Genomic DNA, 23001 nt, shown 5'->3' with positions numbered 1-23001 from the left:
CCGGTCAGGCCAGCGCGACGACGTAGACGGTCTGTGCGAGGCCGATCAGCGCGATGGCAACGAGGCCGATGGCGGCGACCCGTTCCCAGACATGTGGGGGCAGGCGGTGGGACAGGAAATAGCCGCACGCAAAACCGGCGAGCGTCATTGGACAGTAGATGATGAGCAACCGCAGCAGGTCGGCATCGATGGCGCCCATGGCCGCGCGGCTAGAAAGCGTGAAGATGTCGATCAGGCCGAAGAAGACAGCCAACACGCCGCGGACGTTTTCACGGCGCGTTCCTCCGGCCAGAAGCCACGCGGCAACGAGCGGTCCGCCGACCGCGAAGGCGGAGAGCAAAAGCCCGGTCGCGAAGCCGATGACGATGCCTAACGAGCGATGTGCAAGCCACGCCGGAGGGTTGCGAACGAGCGCCACCGATGCGGCGACCACGATCGTTGCCGACACTAGGATGCGCGCCAGATCACCTTCGAGATAAGGCACGATCAGGCTGCCGCAGAGCGCTCCCGCGAGGCCGGTCGCGACCAGGAGCCTCGTCACGCTCCAGTCGATGGGGCTTCGGCCCCGGTCGAGGACCGTGAAGCCGGTCAGCAGCAGATCGTTGATCAGGATGAACGGGACCATGCCGACAGGCGAGAAAAAGCCGGCGAAACCGAGCGCCGCGACGAGGGCATAGCCAAAGCCGGTGAGGCCGCGAAATGCGGCGGCGACGATCGTGACGGCTCCGATGACGAGCGCATCCATGCGCAGGGTCTCCTGACTGCCGGGAAAGCCGTCCGTTATCGAGCAGCCTTGCATTTGATAGCTGTCGACCGACACACCAGACAGGTCCAGTTTCGTCCGATCATGGGGCCAGCGTGGCTCGATATGCCCCGTCGTGAAAACACCGAGGCCTGATCTGTTTCACCCTTTTATTTCAAGGGAGCCTGAACGTTTCAGCCTTGTCGTTGATGCGCACATGAAGATGTTGATGCTATTTCAAATGCAATATGCCGAATAAAACGGCATTATCTTGATTAAAAAATATACTCCGTGAATAGAAATTGTGTTTTTACAAGTCTATCGGGCTGAGTCTCTCATGATGTCGCAAATATATTATTGTCAGGATTTGGCGCCATGCTAGCCTGAGCACAAGAAATAAGCGGCAGCGGCCGCAAGGGGAATGAATGACGACTGGCAGTTTTCATCCGGTTTCCGGAGTTGATCTCCCGCGCTTTGCCGGCATCGCAACATTCATGCGATTGCCGCACGTTTCGCTGGACGACCCGCGCCTGCCGGACGTGGAAATCGGCTTGATCGGCGTGCCATGGGATGGCGGCACCACAAACCGCCCAGGTCCCCGCCACGCGCCGCGCCAGCTGCGCGACAGTTCCACCATGATCCGCTTCCAGAACGCTACCACGAAGGTGCGCCCTTACGATCTGGCGCGCTGCGCAGATCTGGGCGATGTCGGCCCCAATCCGGCCGATGTCGCCGATTCCCTCACGCGCATCACGAGCTTTTACGAAAGGGTGAAGGCTGAAGGCATCCTGCCCTTGAGCGCGGGCGGCGACCACCTTTGCACCCTGCCGATCTTGCGGGCACTCGCCAAGGACCGGCCGCTCGGCATGGTGCATTTCGATAGCCACACGGATCTCTTCCATTCGTATTTTGGCGGCTTCAAATACACCCATGGTACCCCGTTCCGCCGCGCCGTCGAGGAAGGCCTGCTCGATCCGAAGCGCGTCTGTATGATCGGCATTCGCGGTTCCGCCTACGATTTCGAGGATCGCGATTTTGCCGATGCGGTCGGCATCCGTGTCATCCCGATCGAGGAATTTCATGCCCGGGGTGTGGACGACGTGATGGCCGAGGCCCGCGCTATCGCGGGCTCCGGCGAGACTTATGTCAGTTACGATATCGATTTCGTGGACCCGACGTTTGCGCCCGGCACCGGCACGCCCGAGATCGGCGGCCCGAACAGTTTTCAGGCGCTGCAGGTGGTTCGCGCTCTCCGTGGTCTGAACATTGTCGGCGCCGACCTCGTGGAGGTGTCTCCGCCAGTCGACCCCGGCGGCGGCACGGCCTTTCTCGGCGCCACCATCCTTTTCGAGCTTCTCTGCGTGCTTGCCGAGTGCAGGGCGCAGAAAACGGGCGGTATCGCCCGCAACGACAACAGCAAGACCGGAAAACCGGCGGCATGACTTCACGCAACCGATAAAACTGGGAGCATACCGATGACCATACTGAACAAGCCGCTGACACGGCGCACGATCCTGAAATCCACCGCGATCGGTGCCGGCGTTCTCGCCGCGCCCGGCATCATCTCTTCGAGCGCGCTGGCATCGTCCGGCGAACTCAACTTCACCGGCTGGGCCGGTTATCCCGGCATGACCGAAAAGGTTTTCCCGGCCTTCGAAAAGGCCACCGGCATCAAGGTGAACTTCACCGAGCAGCCGGACCAGGACACGATGTTCGCCCAGGCGAAAATCTCGCTCGAGACCGGCACATCCGACGTCATCGAGCCGACGCTCGACCGCGTATCCGCCTGGAACGCGAACGGCCTGTTGCAGGGATGGGATACCTCCAAGCTCGCAATGGACAATTATGCGCCCGGCCTCGCCGACGGGTCCGCCGACGAACTGGCGACGATCGACGGTCAGAAGCTGATCGTCCCCTCCGTCTGGGGAACCGAAGCGCTGGTCTACTCCAAGGAAGACTTCCCGACCGAATACGGCAAGGCCAGCCTCGGCGACCTGTTCAACCCGGACAATATGGTCACCGTCCGCGGCCATTCGGCGCTTGCGGCCATGGGCCGTTGGCTCGATGCCCAGGGCAAGCTGCCAAAGCCGTGGATCGATGGCTACAAGGACGAGGCCACCATGGTCGAGCTTTGGGACATCGCCCTTGCCGAGGCGATCAAGGTCAAGAGCAACATCGTCCAGTTCTGGAACGGCGAGAATGACGCCCAGGCGGCATTCCGCACCAACGGCGCCGTGCTCGGCCTTTGCTGGGACTCCACGGGCTTCAACATGGCCAAGGAAGGCTTCGGCTACCTTGCCCCGGCCGAAGGCGCCTTCGCCTGGAACCAGGGCCTCGTGCTGCTGAAGAGCGCCAAGAACGTCGAGCAGGCTCACGAATTCGCAAAGTGGGTATCGACCGCCGAAGGCTCGGCGCTCTGGGCGACCGCGTTCTCGGCCAACCCGGTCGGCAAGGGCGGTATCGACCTCATGGATCCGGCCGTGGCGGAATTCTACAAGTCGAGCTTCCCGGGAGATGCGGTCAGCAAGATGTACTGGTGGCCGAGCCAGGCCGCATGGTTCCTCGCCAAGCGCGGCGAATACGCCGACAAGTACAAGGCTGCCTGAGGACCTGAAGGAGCCGGAGCCGGTCGCGTGAGACGCGGCCGGCTCCCGACCTGCAATGACGGTCCGGTGACGGGCCATGAGGTGATGAGTTCCCGATCATGAGTGCCAGTATCGAACTTCGAAACGTATGCGCGGATTTCGGAAGCTTTCGCGCGGTCGATAATGTCTCGCTGTCGATCGAGCCCGGTGAATTCTTTTCCTTCCTCGGTCCATCAGGCTGCGGCAAGACGACGATTCTGCGCATGGTCTCGGGTTTCATCCAGCCGACCGCCGGAACCATCGCCATCGGTGGGCGCGATATGCGCAACCAGCGCCCCAACCAGCGGCCGACAGCCCTGATCTTCCAGAACCTCGCGCTTTTTCCGCTGATGCCGGTCTGGGAAAACATCGCCTTCGGGCTTGAGGCGAGGGGCGTTGACAAGAAGACCCGGCGCAAGCGCGCGGAGGAACTTCTTGCACTGGTCGATCTTCCGAATGCCGCGGACAAGGCTGTCAGCCAGCTGTCGGGCGGTCAGAAACAGCGCGTGGCGATCGCCCGAGCGCTCGCCGTCGAACCCGCCGTGATGCTGCTCGATGAACCGCTCTCGGCTCTCGACCTCAAGCTGCGCCAGCACATGCGCGCGGAACTGAGGGCGATCCAGAAGCGCACCAACGTCACTTTCATCTATATCACCCACGACCAGGGCGAGGCGCTGGCGATGTCCGATCGTGTCGCGGTGATGTCTCACGGCAAGCTGCAGCAGGTGGCTGCTCCCCGCGAGATCTACAACAAGCCCGCCAACGGCTTCGTCGCGGCCTTCGTTGGCGAAAGCAACATTTTCCGAGGTTCGCTGGCCGGCGGCGCGGAGGAGTTCGGCGAGTTCAAGACCGAGTCCGGCGTCTTCAAGGCGCGTCTCGGTCGCGATGTCGACGCCACCGCCAAGCTCTATGTCCGCCCCGAAAACGTCCGGCTGGAGGCGAAGGCCGGTTTACACAACACGGTCCCGGTCGAAGTCACCGACATCGCCTTTGAAGGCAATTTCATCTCCATCCAGACGATCGACGCCGCCGGCCGCACGATTGTCTCCGAAACCCGTAACGATGGTGCCGGGACGGTTCCCGACCGAGGCGCGAAACTGTTCGCGACCTTCGACCCCGACAAGGCCTTCATCCTCGCCGACGAGGTTGCGGCAAGCGTGGTGGCGGCATGAGGGACCTGATCGATCGATATGGTGCGACGCTCACTACGCTGATGTGCCTGCTGGTAGCGTTCTGGCTTCTCGTCCTGCTCATCCTGCCCAATCTGTACCTCTTTGAGAACTCCTTCCGGCCATATCTCCCGGTGCAGGAGATCGGCGGCCCGAAGGATGTCTACACGCTCAAAAACTATCTGACCTTCTTCCAGAGTCCGATCCATATCTCCGTGTTCCTCTGGACGGTCATCTACTCGTCCTTCGTCACGGCAATCTGCTTCGTCATCGCCTATCCGCTGGCCTACTACCTCTCCAAGAAGGCCACGCCTTCGAGCCTGCCGACGATTTTCCTGCTGCTGACGATTCCGCTCTGGGTCAGCGAGATCATGCGCTCCTTCGCCTGGTTCATCATCCTGTCGCTGAAAGGCCCGCTCAACTATCTTCTGATCAGCATCGATCTCATCGAAAAGCCGATCCGCTGGATGACGGGCTTCCGCAGCGTCATCATCGGCCTCGTGTACACCTATGTGCTGTTCATGCTGTTCCCGATCTACAACGCGATCCAGTCCCTCGATACCAGCCAGATCGAGGCGGCGGACGACCTCGGCGCACCGGCCTGGCGCATCCACTGGCGGGTGATCCTGCCGCATGCCAAGCCCGGCATCGCCTCCGGCGCTGTCATGGTGTTCATGCTGGCCGCGGGATCTATCCTCGTGCCGACGCTGCTCGCGTCGACGAATTCGCGCTGGTTCACCGAGATTATCCAGCAGTGGATGTTCGACTCGCTGGACTGGAACACGGGCGCGGCCTACGCCTTCCTGCTCCTGATCCTGTGCACCGTCTTCGTCACGCTGGTGATGCGGCTCTTCCGCGTCAAGCTGTCCGACATTGCGAAGTGAGGGTGCCATGAACCAGAAATCCGACTGGCTGTTCCGGCTCTATCTCGCCATCTTCCTCGCCTACATGCTGCTGCCACTCGTCGTGATGGGCGGCGCCGCCTTCAACGATAGCCGCTTTCCCTCTGTCTATCCGTGGGCCGGCTTCACCCTGAACTGGTTCGTGGAACTCTGGAATGATACGCGCCTTCTGAACTCGTTCAAGAATACGGTTCTCGTGGCTCTCGCCGTTGTGGCGGTGTCGGTGCCGATCGGCACGGCTGCGGCGATCCTGATCAACAGTCTCGGCGGTGTCGTGCGCTCCGCTCTCTACGGGCTGATGGTCGCGCCGATCCTGACGCCCGGCGCCGTCATCGGTATCTCCACCCTTCTTTTCTGGAATTCGCTTTCGGTTCCGCCCGGTCTCCACCTCGCGGTTCTCGGCCAGGTTTCCTATATCGCGGCCTTCGTCATGCTGCTGGTACTGGCACGCCTGCAGAGCTTCGACCGTTCGCTCGAGGAAGCTGCGCTCGATTTGGGCGCCAGCCATGCCATGGTGCTCCGCCGCGTGCTCCTGCCGCATCTCTATCCCGCACTGGGCGCCGGTGCCGTCATTGCCTTCTTCCAGTCTGTCGAGAATTTCAACGTCACGCTTTTCACACGTGGACCGTATGACACGATGACGGTCTACGTGTTCTCGAAGGTCCGCAGCGGCATCACGCCGACCATCAACGCTCTGGCGGTGATGCTGATTGCCGTCACGCTCGCCGGTGCTTTCGCGATGGAACTGCGTCGGCGGCATCTCCTGAAAAAGGTTCCAGCGCCCGTCGTGTGATCGGCGTGGGCCGTGCGCTTCGTCAGTCGCAGGTGCCGGGTATCTCCAGGCTATACGTCGTCTTGCCCGGACCATCCGGCAGAACCGGAACGAGATAGACCGTGAGGTCGCATTCCTGCGTCCGGACCAGCCACTCCTGTGCGCCGTCTTTTCTCGCTCCCGTGTTGGAGATCATGCCGATCGGTGCCTGGTGCAGGATGTTTGCCAGCTGTGCGCTGCCAAGAATCGTGCCGATCTTTTCGACGCTGTCATAATACCCTGACACGGCGGCCGCCGCCGGGGTCGAGAAAACCAGCGCCACCAGGATTGCAATCAGTCCAGACTTCATTCTGCTCTCTCCCGCTGAAGTGTGAGCAAGATTTTCACCATCCTTTTAACCGCGCAAGACGAATGGCGTCCTGACGCATCGCGATGATGCGCGGCTTAACGCCAAAAAAGAAGGCCGCCCCTTGGAACGGCCTTCCCGACTTGCGGCACCGGCGCGTTACGCGCCGCCGAGGAATTCCTCGCAATAGGTCTTGCCGTTCTGGCCCGGCTTGTCGACAACGATGCGGATGCTGCGGATCGTGTAGTCCGGGGCGACGGTCAACTGCACGGCGCAGCTCAAATATTCGGTGCGGGCAGAAGAAATCTTCTTGCCCTTCTTTCCGTCCGGCAGCGTTTCGTAAACGGCTGGTACCGAACGGGTCTTGTGACCGCCGCGCCATGCGTAGATCGTCGAGCCGCCGGCCTGGCTGTCGCTGTTCGGCGGGCCGAAGTTGGCAAAGAAGGCTCCGGCCGACTGGCCGTTCCAGCGTGCTTCGACATCGTTGCGGGCGGCACCGCCCGTGGTCGTGCATCCGGCAAGTGCCAGCATGAGGCTGGCGGTGGCTATTCCGCGAAAATTCATGTCCTTTTGTCCCTTGCGCTCTACGCCTGCGCCAGGCTCCGGTCCATCCGTTCTGCCGCCCCCGCAGGGCAGATCCGGCCGGGCCCCTTCCAGAGCCTGCGCATCTCCGGCTTAGCCTTATTCGGCAGCGGAAGAAATCGGCGTTTGCGGCTGGCCGATGAAATCTTTGCGATGATGCCGTGTTGCCACGCTTGCCGAGGAACCATCCAAAGCCGTCGCGAATTCGTCACGAAGGCTCCCCACAAAATGCAAATCTCCGCTTGTGCATCAAAAAAGGCTGGTCTATAGAAGCGCCGCTGGTCACGGAGTGTAGCGCAGTCTGGTAGCGCACCACGTTCGGGACGTGGGGGTCGAGTGTTCGAATCACTCCACTCCGACCAGTCGAAAAGCCCGCAAAAGCGGGCTTTTTTCTTTTTTGCGCAATCGCTGATGTGTAGCCTTTCAGCACTGCGGATGGAACTCACGCTCTCTCCATGGGTTTATCACCCGCAAACATCAAAGGAGAGACATCATGAACAGCGTCATCTATCTTGTCGGCCTCGTCGTCGTCGTGATCGCGGTCCTGTCGTTCTTCGGCCTTAGCTGATCGGCTGATCTTAGTTCCTGCGCCCGCTTGGGCGGGGATAAGCGACACCAATGGAAAAAGCCCGCTCCGGCGGGCTTTCCTCGTTTGTGGTCTATCGATGTCGGCTCTGAAGCTCCTTACGATCCCTTCTTGCCATCCGCCGGCTTCTGCTTGCGTTTGGCGTTGGGGCTCGGTCCAGTGCGCGCGTCCGGCTCCTGACCGTAGTAGGTCCCACCGAGCTGTCCGCCGCCGCTGGTATTGAGCGCGGCCTTTATGTCCTTGCGGTAGTCTTTTCTGGTCATGTTGATCTCCTTTCACCCAGACTTAACCGCGCAGGCGTTCGTTCGTTCCCCTCGTTTGGATTAAGGCGATGATACTTCGGTGCTGCATCCCCCGGCCCCCATCATGGCGGGATGTGTCTGCGAGGAACAATCTCCACGGGCGGGAATTACGGTTGATCGGCAGCACTACGTGCGCCGCCATCAGCGAGGAGAACCAAAATGCAGTTCAAGCCACAGACTTTTCATGGCGAACCGCCCGTCGTCGAGATCGAGAATCCGACCCAGGAACTGGTGGAGCGCCGCGTTGCCGATCTCTTGGCGGTGTCCGACGGAATAGACGCATCCGATATCGAGGTAACCGAAACAGGAGGCGATATCGTCCTGTCGGGCAGCGTCAGCCGGGAGGGTGAGATAGAACGGGCGGTCGAGATCGTGCGATCCATCCCTGAGGTTGGCAACATTATCTTGCGACTCAGATTGCGCAACCCACTCGCTGGCGCCGGCTGATTAAGCCTTTTTATCCAAGCCGGAACAAAGCGGGGGATTCCCGGTTGGATCGGCGGCAATAGCGCCACGTTTCAGGGAGAGTAAAATGGCTGAAAAGACATTGGAAGATCTGTTTCACGACACCCTTCGTGACATCTACTACGCCGAGCGCAAGATCGTGAAGACGCTGCCGAAGATGGCGCGTGCCGCTCAGGATCAAAAGCTCAAGGATGCGTTCGCCAAACACAAAGACGAGACCGAAGGCCAGATCGAACGCCTGCAGCAGGTCTTCGACATCATCGGCAAGCGCGCTCGCGCCAAGACATGTGCCGCGATCGAGGGCATTGTCGAGGAAGGCGAGGAGATCATGGAGGAATTCAAGGGCACCGCAGCCCTGGATGCCGGTCTCCTGGCGGTTGCGCAAGCGGTCGAACACTACGAGATCAGCCGCTATGGAACGCTTCGGGCGTGGGCCGTCGAACTCGGCATGAAGGATGCCGCCAAGCTTCTTGAGGAAACCCTCGATGAAGAGTCCAAGACCGACGAGACACTGAGCAAGCTCGCGACGTCCGCCGTCAATCTGGCAGCCCAGAAGAAGGCTGCCTGACACCCTCACGGATAGTTTGCTGAAAGGGGCGCGGCGAGGCCGTGCCCCTTTTTTGTCGAGTGGCCAACAGCGAAAAGAAAAAGGAGCCGGTTGCAGAGCGACCGGCTCCTTCCTCCTGGCCGATGCTCGACCGCCGCATTAATCCTCAAGATGCCGTTCGTGGGGTGCTCTGAGCGCTCGTAACCGCCCCGTCAGGTCCTGCCTGCGAATAACCACCTTTCGGCCGTCCTCCGTCTTGGCGGCAAACCGCCTGCCGGCGGACTCCGCCTCATGAAAGCTGGCATAACGTGCATGCTGCCACCGTCCGTCGACCATACAGACCCAGCCACTGCTATCGGGAAGAATGTCGAAATACACCTCAACCATGGAAGTCTCCTCGTCCAACCACCCACAACGCAGCGCCTACGGTTTGGTTCCATGGTGCGTGTTGATTTCAGGCGGCCCGGGCCGAGAGAATGTCGTCCACCACATTGTCGTAGTCGATCGGCTTCGAGCGAATGACGTCGCGCGGTATTCCGGCCTGTTCGATGATGGCCGGCGTCATCGCCGATACGACCCTGAACGGAATGGCCGCTTCCGTCAGCCTCTTGACGATGCCGGCTACGGTGCCGTCCTGAACATTGAAGTCCAGGATCGCTCCTCGAAAGGAGCGGGAGGCCAGAAGCGCCAGAGCTTCGCCACTCCGCGCCGTCATGACCACGTCGCAGCCTGCCGCGGTTACGCTTGCCGCCGCGTCGAGGGCCAACAACACATTGTCTTCAACAACGAGGATGGTATCGCAATGATGCAGGTCATCTGTGATCGTCATCCGCTTGGCTCCTTGATGTATCACTGCTGCCACAACTCCCGGCACGACCGTTTGTTCGCATTTATCTAAAATGCATGAAAACATGCTTTATCGAGAGTTAACGACCTAGCCGCGGAGCTTTCGCTGCAGCGCGGGAACCTATCGCGCCGCGCAGCATTATGGGCGCACCTTCCTCTGCTCGAAAGGCGGCCCCAATGGATACCCTGCGCACCTCTCGCGATGTCAGGCCGGGCGATTCCGCCCGTCTGGGCGCGACCTATGATGGCGATGGCGTCAACTTCGCGCTGTTCTCGGCCCATGCTGAAGGGGTCGAGCTCGTCCTTTTCGACGAATCCGGGCGTATCGAGACTGACCGTATAACCCTGCCTGAATATACGGACGAAGTCTGGCATGGCTACGTGCCGGGACTGAAGCCGGGAACGCTCTATGGCTACCGCGTCCATGGGCCGTATGATCCTGCGAATGGCCATCGCTTCAATGCAAACAAGTTGCTGATCGATCCTTACGCGCGTGAACTGGTGGGCGGCATTCGCTGGTCGCCGGAGGTCTTCGGATACAATCTCGACGCGGAAGACAAGGACATGTCCTTCGACGACCGCGACAGCGCGCCGTTCATGCCGAAATGCCGCGTTGTGGATCCCTCTGCCGCCGACTGGGGCAATGATCGCAGACCGATGGTTCCCTGGGCGGACGCCATCGTCTACGAAACACACGTCAAGGGCTTTACCATTCTCAACCCCGACGTTCCGGAAGAGCTTCGGGGCACGTTCGAGGGCATGAGCCAGAAGGCGGCGGTCGACTATATCAAGGCTCTCGGCATTACCTCCGTCGAACTGATGCCGATCCACGAATTCCCCGACGACAGCCACCTGCTCGACAGGGGTCTGAAGAACTACTGGGGCTACAATACGCTTGGCTTCTTCGCTCCCGCCGGCCGTTACTACGGTCCGCGCGGGCTTCAGGGGTTCAGAGATCTCGTGCGGGCATTTCACGATGCCGGCATCGAGGTAATCCTCGATGTCGTCTACAATCACACCGCGGAGGGTAACGAACTCGGTCCGACGCTATCATTCAAGGGCATCGACAATTTCTCATATTACCGCACGCTGCCCGACAATCACCGCTACTACATCAACGATACCGGCACGGGGAACACCGTGAACACCTCGCATCCGCGCGTTCTGCAGATGGTCATGGACAGCCTGCGCTACTGGGCTGGCGAAATGCATGTTGACGGGTTTCGCTTCGACCTCGGCACCATCCTGGGACGCGAACCGCAAGGCTTTGACCAGCGCGGCGGCTTTTTCGACGCGGTGACGCAGGATCCGTTGCTCTCGCGCATCAAGCTGATTGGCGAACCCTGGGACATCGGGCCGGGCGGCTATCAGGTCGGCGGCTTCCCGCCGGGCTGGGCCGAATGGAACGACAAATATCGCGACAGCACTCGCGAGTACTGGCTGAACGGCGACAACATCGCGCCGGACTTTGCGGCCCGCATTCTCGGATCGGGCGATATCTACGACCAGCGGGGCCGCCGCCCATGGTCGAGTGTCAACTTCATCACCGCCCATGACGGCTTCACGTTGAACGATCTGGTCTCCTATGACGGCAAGCACAACGAGGCCAACGGAGAAGAAAACAACGACGGTCACAACCACAACCGGAGCCACAATTACGGCGCCGAAGGTCCGACCGACGATGAGGGGATCAATGCCGTCAGGGACCGCCAGAAACGGAACTTCCTGGCGACTCTCTTCTTCTCGCACGGCACGCCGATGCTGCTGGCTGGCGACGAGTTCGGCCGCTCGCAGATGGGCAACAACAACAGCTACTGCCAGGACAGCGAGATTTCCTGGCTGCACTGGGAAAATCTGCCGCCAAGCAACGAAGCCCTGCGTGAATTCACGCGCCGTCTCATCGAACTGCGCAAGGCCCAGCCGCTGCTCCGGCGTGGCAACTGGCGCGATGGCATGGTCATCGACTGGCGCAACGCCGAGGGCGGCGAACAGAGGCCGGAGCACTGGCTCGACGGAAACACGCTCGTTCTGCACTTGAGGCGAGATGACCTCACGGAGGTCGAGGGCGCGTGGAGCGAGGTGCTGATCGCCTTCAATCCGGTGGACGCCGATATCGAGTTCTCCATGCCCGACCATTCCCTATGGCGCATGGAGTTGACAACGGCAGATCCCGACAGGAGCGGGGAGGACGTCGAGGAAGGCGGCACCTTCGCCATGCCGGCTCGCAGCCTCGCGCTGTTTTCGGGCAGACGGTGAGCGATCAGCTGTCGGAGAGCCGGGTCAGCACCTCGAAATCGTAAAGCTGCCCCCCGAGCGACAGCCGCCGCGCCGAGATCTGTACCGGTATCATTTCGCCGGAAGCACCACGGATCTCGGCGAGTTCGTCCGTGTAGCCACCATGTCTGTCGAGCAGCATGAGACGCCGCGTGCGCGCGTCGCTGCCGACGACCACGCCTGACGAAACCATCTCGCTATTCTGTATTTCGTCCCAGGTCTTGCCGACGAGGTCGAGGTAAGCCTGATTGACCCGCACGTAACGGGAATTCTTCTCGCCGGTGCTGGAAATTGAGAAGGCAACGGGAGAGAGATCGAAAAGTGCCTGGATGACGGGGTCAGACATCACTGGCGCTGCGGCAGGCCCCTTGTCTGCAAAGCCGAGGAGATCATCATCGATCGATGGCGTCATCTCGTAATCGGCGGGCAGAGAAAACTCATCCCGAATGACGGCGACCAGACGCCAGAGGTCCACTTCCAGGAACATCGGCTTGTGTCTGTCGTCCACCGACGCCAGCGTCTCCGGAATATGCGCGGCCGTATCCTGAAGACGTTCCCGTTCGCGCATGTCGGTGGCCGATTTCAGAAGATCGGTGAATTTCGCGGCGGCGATCTGGCGGACGATCTGATAGGCGTCTTCCAGCCGGGCGGCGCGCTCCCGTTCGAGCTCTTCCGTTCCAGCCCCGCCCCGCGATATCGGAAGCGTTTCCAGAATAGTGCGGACTTCGGCTTCCTCCGGACAGTCTTCCACCGCCGGCCGGCCCTGCGGGGCGAAGCGGATAAGTGCGAGGATTGCCTCCAGACCGAAGCGACCGGCATCGACCGGCGTCGGCGTGCCATCCTGGCCACCGGCGTGCGCCGTCAGCCGCGTCGGTCCGCCGTTGTCGTCGAAATAAATGCTGATCTCTTGCACATCCTCCGCAAGGTCCAGCCAGGGGTGTTCGCGGCGGAAAGCGGCAAGCGCATTCTCGTCCAGTATCGCGACAGCGTACATGTGTCTCCTCCTCGGCAAGATGACGACGCTTGCTTGCTTGCGCCGTCCGTCCGGGCACTTTGCCGGCCCGGATCGTTATGCCCGTCAGTATCGGCCGTCGACCTGTGAATATCGCCCCCAAAGCGGCATGGGTCACTCGACCTTCCCGGCATGGCGCATATATAGAAAAATACTTAAGTGTCGATGGTCTTAAGGCTGCAGTACCAAATTTCGCCCGCGGGGCCGGTATTCGGTGGAGATACCGCTAAACCATAACAAGAGGGCGCCGTTGTCACTTTCGATCGGAGCCATTCCAAGGCTAGACTACCAAAAATGTCGCCCCTTGAAAAGAAAATGGCGAAAAGAGACTATGGGTTTTGTTGTATTCTCGACTTTGACCTTTTGTTCCTGCGGGTTGATCGTGTCTGACGAGGTTTATGGGAAATGACGATCTCGAATATGGCCACTGCCCCGGAGGTGCTGCTTGCCTGACAAGCGAAAGAGCTCCCGCGTGACATTGGGCGACGTCGCCAAGGCAGCTGGTGTCAGCCCGATCACCGTATCGCGGGCTCTGCGCAATCCGGATATGGTATCCGCGGAACTGCGCGAGCGCGTGATGAGCTTCGTGGAGCAGATGGGCTATGTCCCGGATATCGCGGCCCAGGCTCTCGCAAGCCGCCGCAGCCAGCTGATCGCGGTTCTGGTGCCGGCGATGACGAACTACGTTTTCTCGGAGGTCATGAATGGCATTGAAGCGCGGGTCCGGCCGACGGATTTCCGTCTTCTCTATGCCAATTCCCATTTCGATCCCTGCGAGGAAGCCCGGCATCTGAAGCTGTTTCTCGGGCAAAGACCGATTGGTGTCATTATCGCCGGTGTCGACGGCCCTCAGGACAACAGCGCACTCCTGTCCCGCATGGGATGCCCGGTGGTCCAGATCCAGGAGATAAGGGAAACGGCGCTCGATATGGCGATCGGCTTCAGTCACTTCGACGCCGCCGCCGCCGCGACGCATCATCTGGTCGAGTGCGGATATCGACGTATTGCCTTGCTCGGCGGCAATCTCGGCGTCCGGGGCGAGCGGCGTCTCCTCGGCTATCGCAGCGAGCTCGAACGGCACGGTATCTTCGATCCCGCCCTCGTTCGTGGCTCCGCGGTTTTCGAGGGCGTCGGTGCAGGCGCCGAGCTCTTTCGCGACCTTCTCGAACGCGTCCCGGATGTTGATGCGGTTCTCTGTCAGACCGACGATCTCGCGCTTGGCGTGCTTTTCGAGTGCCAGAGACAGGGACGGCGGGTTCCCGACGACATCGGGGTTTGCGGTTTCAATGATCTTGAGTTCGCGCAAGGCTGCGTGCCGCCGCTGACGACTGTGCAGGTGCCCCGTTACGACATGGGTTATCGCGCCGCGGACATGGTCATCGCAGCGCGGTCCGGTGCTCGTCCCGAGTCGCGCGTCGACGTCGGCTTCCAAATCATGGTGCGCGGTTCCACAAAGAAACGCCCGACCTGAGGCCGGGCGCAAGTTGGGGGAGGAGATTATGGCGCCGGGTTCTGCCAAACCCGCGCTGTTTCTGTTGCGGTCAGACAGTCTGGATCAGGCTGCCCTTCCGGGTTTAAAGTGGCTGACCGCGGTCACGCCGTGTCCGCCGAGGTTGAATTGGCTGATCATGCCGCGCAGCTTCTGCGTTTCATTGGCGAGGCTTGAGGCCGCCGCGCTGCTCTCTTCGACCATCGCCGCGTTCTGCTGGGTCGTCTGGTCCATGGTGTTGACGGCGCCGTTGACCTCGTGAAGGCCGGTTGACTGCTCGCGCGAGGCCGTCGAGATCGCGACGACCTGGTCGTTGATCTCGACGATGAACTGGCTGATCTTGCGCAGCGCGCCGCCCGTGTCGCTGACGAGCTTCACCCCGGACGCGACTTCCGTTGCCGAGTTCTGGATCAACTCCTTGATTTCCTTGGCCGCCTTGGCTGATCGTTGCGCAAGTTCGCGAACCTCCTGCGCCACGACTGCGAAGCCGCGTCCTGCCTCGCCGGCGCGGGCAGCTTCCACGCCCGCATTGAGTGCAAGCAGGTTGGTCTGGAAGGCAATTTCGTCGATTACCCCGATGATGTTGGAGATCTTTGACGACGAGTCCTCGATGCGGCTCATGGCGTCCACCGCCTGCGAGACCACTTCGCCGGATTGTTCGGCGTTGGCCTTGGCCGTGCCGGCCATTGCCTGGGCCTCCTGGGCACGTTTGGCGGAGGCGGTGACATTGGCTGTGATCTCGTCAAGCGCCGCCGCAGTCTCCTCCAGGCTTGCCGCCTGGCTTTCGGTTCGGCGCGACAGGTCCCCGACACCCTGGCCGATTTCGCGCGTGCCCTGGCTGATCACGTCGACACTGCTGGAGATTTCACGGAACGTGTCGCAGAGCTGGGACACCGAACGGTTCAGGTCGTGCCGCAGGAATTCGAATTCCGCCGAGAACGGCTCGGAAAGCTGGAACGCGAAATCGCCTGAGCAGAGCCGTTTAAGCGCATCGCCGAGGGATGACACCGTATTCACCCGGGCGGTGACATCGGTGGCGAATTTCACCACCTTCACCACCTTGCCATGCAGGTCGAGGATCGGATTGTAGGACGCCGAGATGATGACTTCTTTGCCGGATTTTGTTACCCGCTTGAATTCGGATGACTGGTAGCGGCCTTCACGCAGCGCCGTCCAGAACGCCTTGTAGTCCTCGGAATTCGCAAAGGTCCGGTCGACAAAGATACTGTGATGCTGGCCGATGAGCTCCGGCAGCGTATAGCCCATCAGCGAGGTGAAGTTGTCGTTGGCGCCCATGATGGTGCCGTCGACACTGAATTCGATGATCGCCTGTGAGCGGCTGATCGCGGCGATCTGTGCGGCGTAGTCGACGTTCAACAGACGTGCCTTTGCATCGGCCCATTCGACGACGAAGCCCACGGTTTTGGCCCCCTCTTTGAGAGGCGTCACCAGAAGGTCGAAGACACGCGTTCCGACGGTGATGGTCGCGCTGTGCCGACTCTTCAACGCCGCCAGCATCTTGCGCTGATGCGACGGGTTCTTGTGGAACACGTCGATATTGCTGCCGATCAGCGACGCGACGCTGAATTTCGGCAATTCCTTCTTCAGATCCGCTTCGGCCTCCTTGAGCAGCTCGATCACGGCCGGATTCATGTAGGTGATGTTCAGCTTGGCGTCGGCGATCATCACATTGGCCTGCAGCGAGTCGAGGGCGAGGCTCTTTGCGGCGGTCTTGGCATTCACGAGAGAGGCGAGTCCCATTCTGTCCACCTGGCTGGGCGATCACGCGTCGGAAGGCGGTCGCCTGGAGTAAATTAGCGTTACAAGAAATATCGACGGAAAATAAACAAATCGCTAAAATAGAATGTCTTTGTATATCTTTTGCGCGCGGTTTTGGAGTTTCCCGCATGAGAGGAAGCGGCAGCTCCAGCGTGCCGATGGTGGTGGCAAATCAGGCCGTATGCGACCGTATGGCGGGTGTGGAATGCAGCATGTCCACGCAGATGTCGAGATTCTCGAAGAAACGAACCGCCGGCATGGAGGGCATCTCGGCGAAAGCAGGTCCGCCGAGCCAGATAGCAGTCTTTTCCGGTAGCACGCCGCGCAGGTCGCGAAGCCGCATTTCCACCAGCCGCTTTTTCCCGGCAAGCCCACTGAGGCAGACGACATCCGCATGGCGCTGCCGCGCGGCGGAGGCGATTTCGCTGACCGGGAGGTCGGGTCCGAGGTAAAGCGCGTCCCATCCCGCAAGACGCGCCATCAGCGCGACAACGAGAGCGCCCACTTCGTGCTGTTCGCCCTCGAGCGTTGTGGCAATGAGGCATTGGGCGCCGGCAGAGGCGGGAGGGCACGAATCGAGCATGGTGCCGAGAACGCGTTTCACCGCGGATGTTGCAAGATGCTCGGCGGCTACCGTAACGGCGCCGTTCGCCCAGAGCAGTCCGACCTCGTGAAGAAGCGGGATTGCGGTATGGCGAACAAACCCCTCCGATCCCTCCTTGTCCGCCCGCTGTTGCAGGGCATCCCGGAGTTTCTCGCCATCAAGGGTCTGGATGTGCTCTAGGACCGATACGAGCGAGAGGCGGGCGCGATGGTTCTCCTCGATCCGTATCAGCTCCTCGATAGGCAGATTGATCAGAGTTCCGATCCTGTAGCCCGCATCGCTGCATGCTTTCAACAACCGCAACTGTTCGGCCTGTTCGCGGGTGTAGAAACGTCGTCCCGTCTCGCTTCGACCCGCCGGCGCAAAACCGTATCGCCGCTCCCACGCATGCAGCACAAGTTTCGTAATGCCGCTGATCCGGAGCACATCCGCGAGGGTCAGAAGAGCCTCACCTCTGCCGGCTTGAGCATCCGCCATGCTTGTCCTCTCTCGACTCAATGTCGCGATTTTAGCAATGCGGAATGAAAGGCGGGAGCAAATTTTGCGGATCGGCAAGAAATCGCCCCTTGCGAGGCGATTTTCCGTGGTTTTCGCCTGAAGGACTAGCCGTCGATATCGTCCAGCAACTGCCGCGCTGTGGTCGTCGTCACACGGCGCGTCTCGACTTCGTCGCGGCGGCTGGCGAGCAGTTCTGTTGCCAGCAGCTGTTCGGCGAGATCGGCCGGCAGCGAGAGAATGACCCGGCCCTCATGGGCATTGAGCCCGCCGAGGTCGGTGCGCTTGGCCGTGATCATGCCGCCGGCGACCGTGTTGTTGGTATCCGGATCGATCAGGATGAAGGCACCCGTACCGCGATTGAGCTCGTAGGGATCGAAGATCGCCGTCTCGTCGAAGGAAAGATGCACCTTGCCGATGGCATTCATCTGCAGCATTTCAGCTGCCTGCCACTTGCCGGACTTCAGATCCAGTTGCTGCACCGGCTGCACCTGCACCCGCTGGCGACGCGAACCGGCCTTCAGCCAGTAGCGCTTGCCGGGCACGATGCCGTCCGGCTGGAGAGCAACGATCTGGGCATCGAAGGCTAGCCCCGTCTGCGGCTGGGCATCGAGCGAGACGATCATATCGCCGCGTGCCACGTCCACTTGCCGGTCAAGAACCAGCGTGATCGCGTCGCCCGCGACGGCCGCATTGCGCACGAGGTCGAAGGTGACGATCTGCTTGACGTTTGCGACCTGGCCGGAGGGCAGGATGGCGACGCTGTCGCCGGGCTTCACCGCACCACCGGCGACCGTGCCCTGGTAGCCGCGGAAGCTCTCGCCCGGACGCGAGACGCGCTGCACGGGCAGGCGGAAGCCGGTCGACTGGCCGGAGCGCAGGGTCGCAAGCTCGAGCGTCTCGACCAGCGTCGGGCCCTCGTACCATGGGATCACAGAGCCTGCGGGATAGACGACGTTTTCGCCCTTCAGAGCCGACATCGGGATTGCCGTCACCTGACGCACGCCGAGCGTCAGGGCGAGTGCCTTGAACTCGGTGCTGATCTGGTCGAACACGGCTTTGTCATAGGCGACGAGGTCGAACTTGTTCACGGCCAGCACGAACTGCTTGATACCCATCAGCGAGGCAATGGTGGCGTGCCGACGGGTCTGCTCCAAAAGGCCCGCGCGGGCATCGACCAGCAGCACGGCGAGATCGGCCGTCGAAGCACCGGTTGCCATGTTGCGGGTATACTGCTCGTGGCCGGGAGTATCGGCAACGATGAAGGAACGGCGGTCGGTCGCGAAATAGCGATAGGCGACATCGATGGTGATGCCTTGCTCTCGCTCGGCCTGGAGACCGTCGAGCAGAAGCGCGAAGTCGGGCAAGCCGAGATCGTTCTGCTGGCCACTGTCACGGCGCAGGCTTGCTGCCTGGTCTTCCTTGACGGCCTTGGTGTCCCAGAGCAGGCGGCCGATCAGCGTCGACTTTCCGTCGTCGACGGAGCCGCAGGTGATAAGGCGAAGCGGACGCGAGTCGCGGATAACAGGTGCGGCGTCGGCGTGAGGCGCCTCGAGGATTTCAGCGGCGAGGGCGGTGTTGGCTGGAGCGGTCATCTCAGAAATATCCTTCGCGCTTCTTCTTTTCCATCGATCCGGCCTGGTCGCGGTCGATGGCGCGGCCCTGGCGTTCGGAGACGGTGGCGATTTCGAGTTCGGCGATCACCTCGTCGAGGGTGGTCGCATTGGAGCGGATGCCGCCGGTCAGCGGCCAGCAGCCGAGCGTGCGGAAGCGCAGCATGCCTTCCTGGATCTGTTCGCCGGGCAGGGCCTCGAAGCGCGGATCTTCCGCCCACATCAGCATGCCGTCGCGCTCCACATACTTCTGCTTCTTGGCGTAATAGAGCGGCGGCAGCTCGATGTTCTCGGCCTGGATGTAGCGCCAGATATCCACTTCGGTCCAGTTCGACAGCGGGAAGGCGCGCACGCTCTCGCCGCGGCGGATCATGCCGTTATAGATGTTCCAGAGCTCCGGGCGCTGGTTGCGTGGGTCCCATTTGTGATCGGGTGTGCGGAAGGAATAGATGCGTTCCTTGGCCCGGCTCGCCTCCTCGTCGCGCCGTGCGCCGCCGAAGGCTGCATCATACTTGCCGGCGTCGAGCGCCTGGCGCAGCGCTTCGGTCTTCATCACGTCGGTATGATAGGCCGAACCATGGGTGAAGGGGCCAATGCCTTCTTCTCTGCCGCGCGGATTGGTGTGCACGATCAGGTCGAGATCGAACTTCTCCGCCGTCGCATCGCGAAACGCGATCATCTCCGGGAACTTCCAGCCGGTGTCGATGTGGAGCAGCGGGAAGGGCACGCGGCCGGGGAAGAAGGCCTTGCGCGCCAGATGCAGGAGAACGGACGAATCCTTGCCGATCGAATAGAGCATGACCGGCTTCTCGAACTCGGCCGCCACTTCGCGGAAGATGTAGATGGCTTCGTTCTCGAGCGCCTTCAGATGCGGATCGAGCGGCGGCTTGGTCTGCGCGTCCCGCGAATGCGGATCGAATTCGGATGTGTGTACGTGCATGGTCTTCTTTTTCTTTCCCTGGGCTCTCGCCCTCTATCTTCGGTCGCCTTGCCCCTCATCCCCCTGCCGGGACCTTCTCCCCGCAGGCGCGGAGAAGGGGCAGAACGGTTACCGCGTTGCCCTTCTCCCCGTTCACGGGGAGAAGGTGGCGGCAGCCGGATGAGGGGCAGCTACCTAAGTGAAATCAATTCAAGCCGGCGTCGGTACCAGAGACGTCGCCGCCTCCGGCACGTGCAACCCGCATTCGCGCTTCTCGTCATTCTCCCACCACCAGCGACCGGCGCGTTCCGGCTCGCCCGGCTTGATCGCCCGCGTGCAGGGCTCACAGCCGATCGAGGGGTAACCGCGCTTGTGCAGCGGATTGGTCGGCACGCTCTCCGCTTCGACGTAGGCGTTGATGTCGTCGATCGACCAGTCGGCCAGCGGGTTCACCTTGATCAGGTCGCGCTCGGCGTCATATTCGGCGAAGGGGGTGGCCGCGCGGTTGCCGGACTGGGAGCGGCGCAAGCCCGTGATCCAGAAGCGAGCGCCAGACAGCGCCTCCGCCAGCGGAACCAGCTTGCGCACATGACAGCAGGCATGGCGGGCCTCGACGCTTTCGTAAAAGCCGTTCAGGCCGTATTTCGCCGCATAGGCGTCGATATCATCTTGCCTAGGGTAAAACCGCTTGATGGTGACGCCGAAACGCTCCTCGGTCTCGGCGATCAGGTCGACCGTCTCCTTGAACAGGCGCCCCGTCTCCAGTGTCGAGACGTCGATCGGCAGATCGGCCAGACCGATAGCGGCCGTGATCACTTGATCCTCGATTCCGAGGGAGGTGGTGAAGACGGCGCGGCCATCAAGCGCGGCAATGACGCGCAGCCGCTCAGTAAGGCCTAGGGTCGCAAGCTGTGCGTCGAGCGAGCCTGCGATATCTGCGGGTGTGTCTGTCATCATCCTGTTCCTGGCAATTTGCGCAATTATCGAGGAAGATCATGACAACGGACAGAAAACGGCTTTCGCGCGAGCGCCGTCGTAGAGCAAATATCTCTATCGGTTGGATGAAATACGGCATTTCCTGCCGGAGGCTGTCATTCGACTGTTTGAACCATATGGCGTTTTGCGCTAAGGGCTGCCGCAGCGTTGGCCGTGTCCGACGCTGTGTCGGTGGGCCGGAATGATCACGCAGAAAGCCAAATACGCATTGAGAGCCCTGACCTTTCTCGCCCGAGCCGAACCGGGCGACCCGATTCAGATTCCGGAGATCGCCGAGCAGCAGAAGATCCCGAAGAAGTTTCTGGAACAGATCATGCTGGATCTCAAGCGGGGCGGTCTGGTCGACAGCCGTCGCGGCAAGCAGGGCGGCTATCTCCTGCATCGACCTGCTAGCGAGATCACCTATGGCGAGGTCCTGCGCCTGATCGACGGCCCGGTCGCGCCGCTGCCCTGCCTGTCCTTGACCGCCTATCGGCGCTGCGAGGATTGTGAGGGCGAGAGCGACTGCGAGATCCGGCGGGTTTTCGCCCGTGTCGCCGACGAAACACGGGCCGTGCTCCTCACCACCAGCCTCGCCGACGCCGCGAAGACGGAAGTGCCCGAACCGGTCTGAACCCATCTCTGCCGTTCCGTCTAGCGTTCGCCCATTCCGGAGAATCCGGTTTGAACGCGAATTTATGCCCCCGTGGCTCCGACAGACAAAAAGTCATCCCGCCAAGTCCAATCTGAGAAGGGAACGCTTTTGCTATTTTTCTCACCGCGTTGACTAAGACGACTAGTTCGGTAGTCTTTAATCGTTAACGCCACAGAGGAGGCACGAGCATGAAGTGCATTGGGAAAAATCTTGCGGCGTTTTTGGTCGGCATGGGACTGTCGACCGGCCTGGTGGTCCAGGCGTATGGCGCCGAACTGCTGAACGTGTCCTACGATCCGACACGGGAATTGTACGCCGAGTACAACGAGGCCTTCGCCAGGCACTGGCAGGCCGAAACGGGCGAGACGGTCAGCATCAGTCAGTCCCACGGAGGCTCTGGCAGGCAGGCCAGGGCTGTCATCGAGGGGCTGGAAGCGGACGTCGTGACACTCGCCCTTCAGAGCGATATCGACATCATCGCCGAGCGGTCGCAACTGATCGGCCCGGACTGGCGGACACGTCTGCCGAACAATTCTGCCCCCTACACGTCCACCATCGTATTCCTTGTCCGCAAGGGCAATCCGAAGGGCATCAAGGACTGGGGTGATCTGGTGAAGGGCGATGTCCAGATCGTGACACCCAACCCCAAGACCTCAGGAGGTGCGCGCTGGAACTACCTCGCGGCCTGGGCCTGGGCCAACAAGGAGTTCGGGGGCGACGAAGCCAAGATCAGGGAATACGTCGCTGAAATCTACCGCCGCGCGCCGGTGCTCGATACTGGCGCCCGGGGTTCGCTGACGACTTTTGCCCAGCGCGAGATCGGCGACGTTCTGATCTCCTGGGAAAACGAGGCCTATCTGGCCGGCAAGGAATTTGGCGCCGACAGTTTCGACATCGTCACGCCGTCCCTGTCGATTCTCGCTGAACCGCCCGTCGCGGTCGTCGACAACAACGTCGACAAGAAGGGCACCCGCAGGGAGGCCGAGGCCTATCTTCAGTATCTCTACTCGGCCGAGGGCCAGACACTGGTCGCGAAGCACTTCTACCGCCCCTCGCGTCCCGATCTCGTGCCCGACGCGTCAAAGGTCGATCTGCCGACGCTCGATCTCGTCACCATCGACGATCCGCTTTTCGGAGGATGGGCGAAGGCGCAGCCCACCCACTTCGGCGATGGTGGCGTGTTCGACCAGATCTACCGGCCATGACGGGCGGTTCCTCCCAAGCAGTACGGCGGCACCGCAAGGAGCCGCCGTACTGCTGTGAACCTCGTTGATAGCCCGAATGCCTGGGGGATGAGCTGATC

The 23001-nt window shown here is 61.3% G+C and carries 23 protein-coding genes and 1 tRNA gene; 12 read left to right on the top strand and 12 right to left on the bottom strand.

What is annotated here, in order from left to right; all coding sequences use genetic code 11:
- Window positions 1-4: 4 nt before the first annotated feature.
- A complete protein-coding gene (locus tag J5J10_RS13215; RefSeq protein WP_211930236.1) occupies window positions 5-745 on the bottom strand; it encodes a sulfite exporter TauE/SafE family protein in 741 nt (246 codons plus the stop codon).
- A 422-nt stretch (window positions 746-1167) separates the two neighbouring features.
- Here J5J10_RS13215 and J5J10_RS13210 point away from each other — a divergent pair, with 422 nt between their 5' ends.
- From J5J10_RS13210 to J5J10_RS13190, 5 genes are all read left to right on the top strand, one after another.
- Window positions 1168-2184 carry an agmatinase gene (locus tag J5J10_RS13210; protein WP_211930235.1) on the top strand — a complete coding sequence of 339 codons (1017 nt, stop codon included), beginning with the start codon at window positions 1168-1170 and terminating at the stop codon, window positions 2182-2184.
- Between the two features lie 33 nt (window positions 2185-2217).
- A complete protein-coding gene (locus J5J10_RS13205; protein WP_208548692.1) occupies window positions 2218-3348 on the top strand; it encodes an extracellular solute-binding protein in 1131 nt (376 codons plus the stop codon).
- Window positions 3349-3446: 98 nt separating this feature from the next.
- Window positions 3447-4538, top strand: coding sequence for an ABC transporter ATP-binding protein (locus tag J5J10_RS13200; RefSeq protein ID WP_211930234.1), 1092 nt, complete (start codon window positions 3447-3449; stop codon window positions 4536-4538).
- Window positions 4535-5419 carry an ABC transporter permease gene (locus tag J5J10_RS13195; protein WP_211930233.1) on the top strand — a complete coding sequence of 295 codons (885 nt, stop codon included), beginning with the start codon at window positions 4535-4537 and terminating at the stop codon, window positions 5417-5419. The genes J5J10_RS13200 and J5J10_RS13195 overlap by 4 nt, the downstream gene beginning before the upstream one ends.
- Window positions 5420-5426: 7 nt before the next feature.
- On the top strand, window positions 5427-6230 hold the full coding sequence (locus tag J5J10_RS13190) for an ABC transporter permease (protein ID WP_211930232.1): 804 nt from the start codon (window positions 5427-5429) through the stop codon (window positions 6228-6230).
- Between the two features lie 22 nt (window positions 6231-6252).
- Here the strand turns inward: J5J10_RS13190 and J5J10_RS13185 are convergent, their stop codons facing one another.
- The gene (locus J5J10_RS13185; protein WP_208548696.1) at window positions 6253-6558 is read right to left on the bottom strand and encodes a hypothetical protein; all 306 of its coding nucleotides are present in this window, start codon (window positions 6556-6558) and stop codon (window positions 6253-6255) included.
- A gap of 156 nt (window positions 6559-6714) precedes the next feature.
- The gene (locus J5J10_RS13180) at window positions 6715-7119 is read right to left on the bottom strand and encodes a hypothetical protein (protein ID WP_211930231.1); all 405 of its coding nucleotides are present in this window, start codon (window positions 7117-7119) and stop codon (window positions 6715-6717) included.
- A 303-nt stretch (window positions 7120-7422) separates the two neighbouring features.
- Between J5J10_RS13180 and J5J10_RS13175 the strand changes: the two genes are divergently transcribed.
- Window positions 7423-7499, top strand: a tRNA-Pro gene (locus J5J10_RS13175).
- A gap of 322 nt (window positions 7500-7821) precedes the next feature.
- On the opposite strand, the gene J5J10_RS13170 is transcribed toward J5J10_RS13175, so the two are convergent.
- Window positions 7822-7986, bottom strand: a complete 165-nt coding sequence (locus tag J5J10_RS13170; RefSeq protein ID WP_208548698.1) for a hypothetical protein — start codon at window positions 7984-7986, stop codon at window positions 7822-7824.
- 198 nt (window positions 7987-8184) lie between these two features.
- Between J5J10_RS13170 and J5J10_RS13165 the strand changes: the two genes are divergently transcribed.
- Both J5J10_RS13165 and J5J10_RS13160 read left to right on the top strand, forming a co-directional pair.
- Window positions 8185-8472 (top strand): BON domain-containing protein, encoded by a 288-nt coding sequence (locus J5J10_RS13165; RefSeq protein ID WP_211930230.1) that lies wholly within the window; start codon window positions 8185-8187, stop codon window positions 8470-8472.
- A gap of 85 nt (window positions 8473-8557) precedes the next feature.
- Window positions 8558-9058, top strand: a complete 501-nt coding sequence (locus tag J5J10_RS13160) for a ferritin-like domain-containing protein (RefSeq protein ID WP_211930229.1) — start codon at window positions 8558-8560, stop codon at window positions 9056-9058.
- A gap of 138 nt (window positions 9059-9196) precedes the next feature.
- Here the strand turns inward: J5J10_RS13160 and J5J10_RS13155 are convergent, their stop codons facing one another.
- Complete coding sequence (locus J5J10_RS13155) at window positions 9197-9424, bottom strand: hypothetical protein (protein WP_208548701.1); 228 nt, start codon at window positions 9422-9424, stop codon at window positions 9197-9199.
- 67 nt (window positions 9425-9491) lie between these two features.
- Complete coding sequence (locus J5J10_RS13150) at window positions 9492-9866, bottom strand: response regulator (protein ID WP_211930228.1); 375 nt, start codon at window positions 9864-9866, stop codon at window positions 9492-9494.
- Between the two features lie 194 nt (window positions 9867-10060).
- Between J5J10_RS13150 and glgX the strand changes: the two genes are divergently transcribed.
- Window positions 10061-12139 (top strand): glycogen debranching protein GlgX, encoded by a 2079-nt coding sequence (gene glgX / locus J5J10_RS13145; protein WP_211930227.1) that lies wholly within the window; start codon window positions 10061-10063, stop codon window positions 12137-12139.
- Between the two features lie 4 nt (window positions 12140-12143).
- Here glgX and J5J10_RS13140 read toward each other — a convergent pair whose 3' ends face one another.
- Window positions 12144-13151 (bottom strand): diguanylate cyclase, encoded by a 1008-nt coding sequence (locus J5J10_RS13140; protein WP_211930226.1) that lies wholly within the window; start codon window positions 13149-13151, stop codon window positions 12144-12146.
- Window positions 13152-13614: 463 nt separating this feature from the next.
- Between J5J10_RS13140 and J5J10_RS13135 the strand changes: the two genes are divergently transcribed.
- On the top strand, window positions 13615-14640 hold the full coding sequence (locus J5J10_RS13135) for a LacI family DNA-binding transcriptional regulator (RefSeq protein ID WP_249116740.1): 1026 nt from the start codon (window positions 13615-13617) through the stop codon (window positions 14638-14640).
- 84 nt (window positions 14641-14724) lie between these two features.
- Here J5J10_RS13135 and J5J10_RS13130 read toward each other — a convergent pair whose 3' ends face one another.
- From J5J10_RS13130 to J5J10_RS13110, 5 genes are all read right to left on the bottom strand, one after another.
- Window positions 14725-16419 carry a methyl-accepting chemotaxis protein gene (locus J5J10_RS13130; protein WP_211930225.1) on the bottom strand — a complete coding sequence of 565 codons (1695 nt, stop codon included), beginning with the start codon at window positions 16417-16419 and terminating at the stop codon, window positions 14725-14727.
- 190 nt (window positions 16420-16609) lie between these two features.
- Window positions 16610-17518: a cobalamin-dependent protein gene (locus tag J5J10_RS13125; protein ID WP_211930224.1), complete on the bottom strand. Its 909-nt coding sequence runs from the start codon at window positions 17516-17518 to the stop codon at window positions 16610-16612.
- Window positions 17519-17643: 125 nt separating this feature from the next.
- Window positions 17644-19131: a sulfate adenylyltransferase subunit CysN gene (cysN, locus tag J5J10_RS13120; RefSeq protein ID WP_211930223.1), complete on the bottom strand. Its 1488-nt coding sequence runs from the start codon at window positions 19129-19131 to the stop codon at window positions 17644-17646.
- 1 nt (window position 19132) lies between these two features.
- The gene (gene cysD / locus J5J10_RS13115; protein ID WP_211930222.1) at window positions 19133-20089 is read right to left on the bottom strand and encodes a sulfate adenylyltransferase subunit CysD; all 957 of its coding nucleotides are present in this window, start codon (window positions 20087-20089) and stop codon (window positions 19133-19135) included.
- 189 nt (window positions 20090-20278) lie between these two features.
- Window positions 20279-21025: a phosphoadenylyl-sulfate reductase gene (locus J5J10_RS13110; RefSeq protein ID WP_211930221.1), complete on the bottom strand. Its 747-nt coding sequence runs from the start codon at window positions 21023-21025 to the stop codon at window positions 20279-20281.
- Window positions 21026-21245: 220 nt separating this feature from the next.
- On the opposite strand from J5J10_RS13110, the gene J5J10_RS13105 reads away from it, so the two are divergent.
- Both J5J10_RS13105 and J5J10_RS13100 read left to right on the top strand, forming a co-directional pair.
- Window positions 21246-21677 (top strand): Rrf2 family transcriptional regulator, encoded by a 432-nt coding sequence (locus tag J5J10_RS13105; RefSeq protein WP_211930220.1) that lies wholly within the window; start codon window positions 21246-21248, stop codon window positions 21675-21677.
- A 209-nt stretch (window positions 21678-21886) separates the two neighbouring features.
- Entirely contained in the window at window positions 21887-22903 is a 1017-nt protein-coding gene (locus J5J10_RS13100; RefSeq protein WP_211930219.1) for a sulfate ABC transporter substrate-binding protein, read from the top strand.
- Window positions 22904-23001: the final 98 nt, after the last annotated feature.

It is taken from the genome of Ciceribacter sp. L1K23, from assembly GCF_018122705.1.
GTDB lineage: Bacteria > Pseudomonadota > Alphaproteobacteria > Rhizobiales > Rhizobiaceae > Allorhizobium.
Note: the sequence above shows the minus strand (reverse complement) of the source record. Positions and strands in the feature narration are given on the sequence as shown.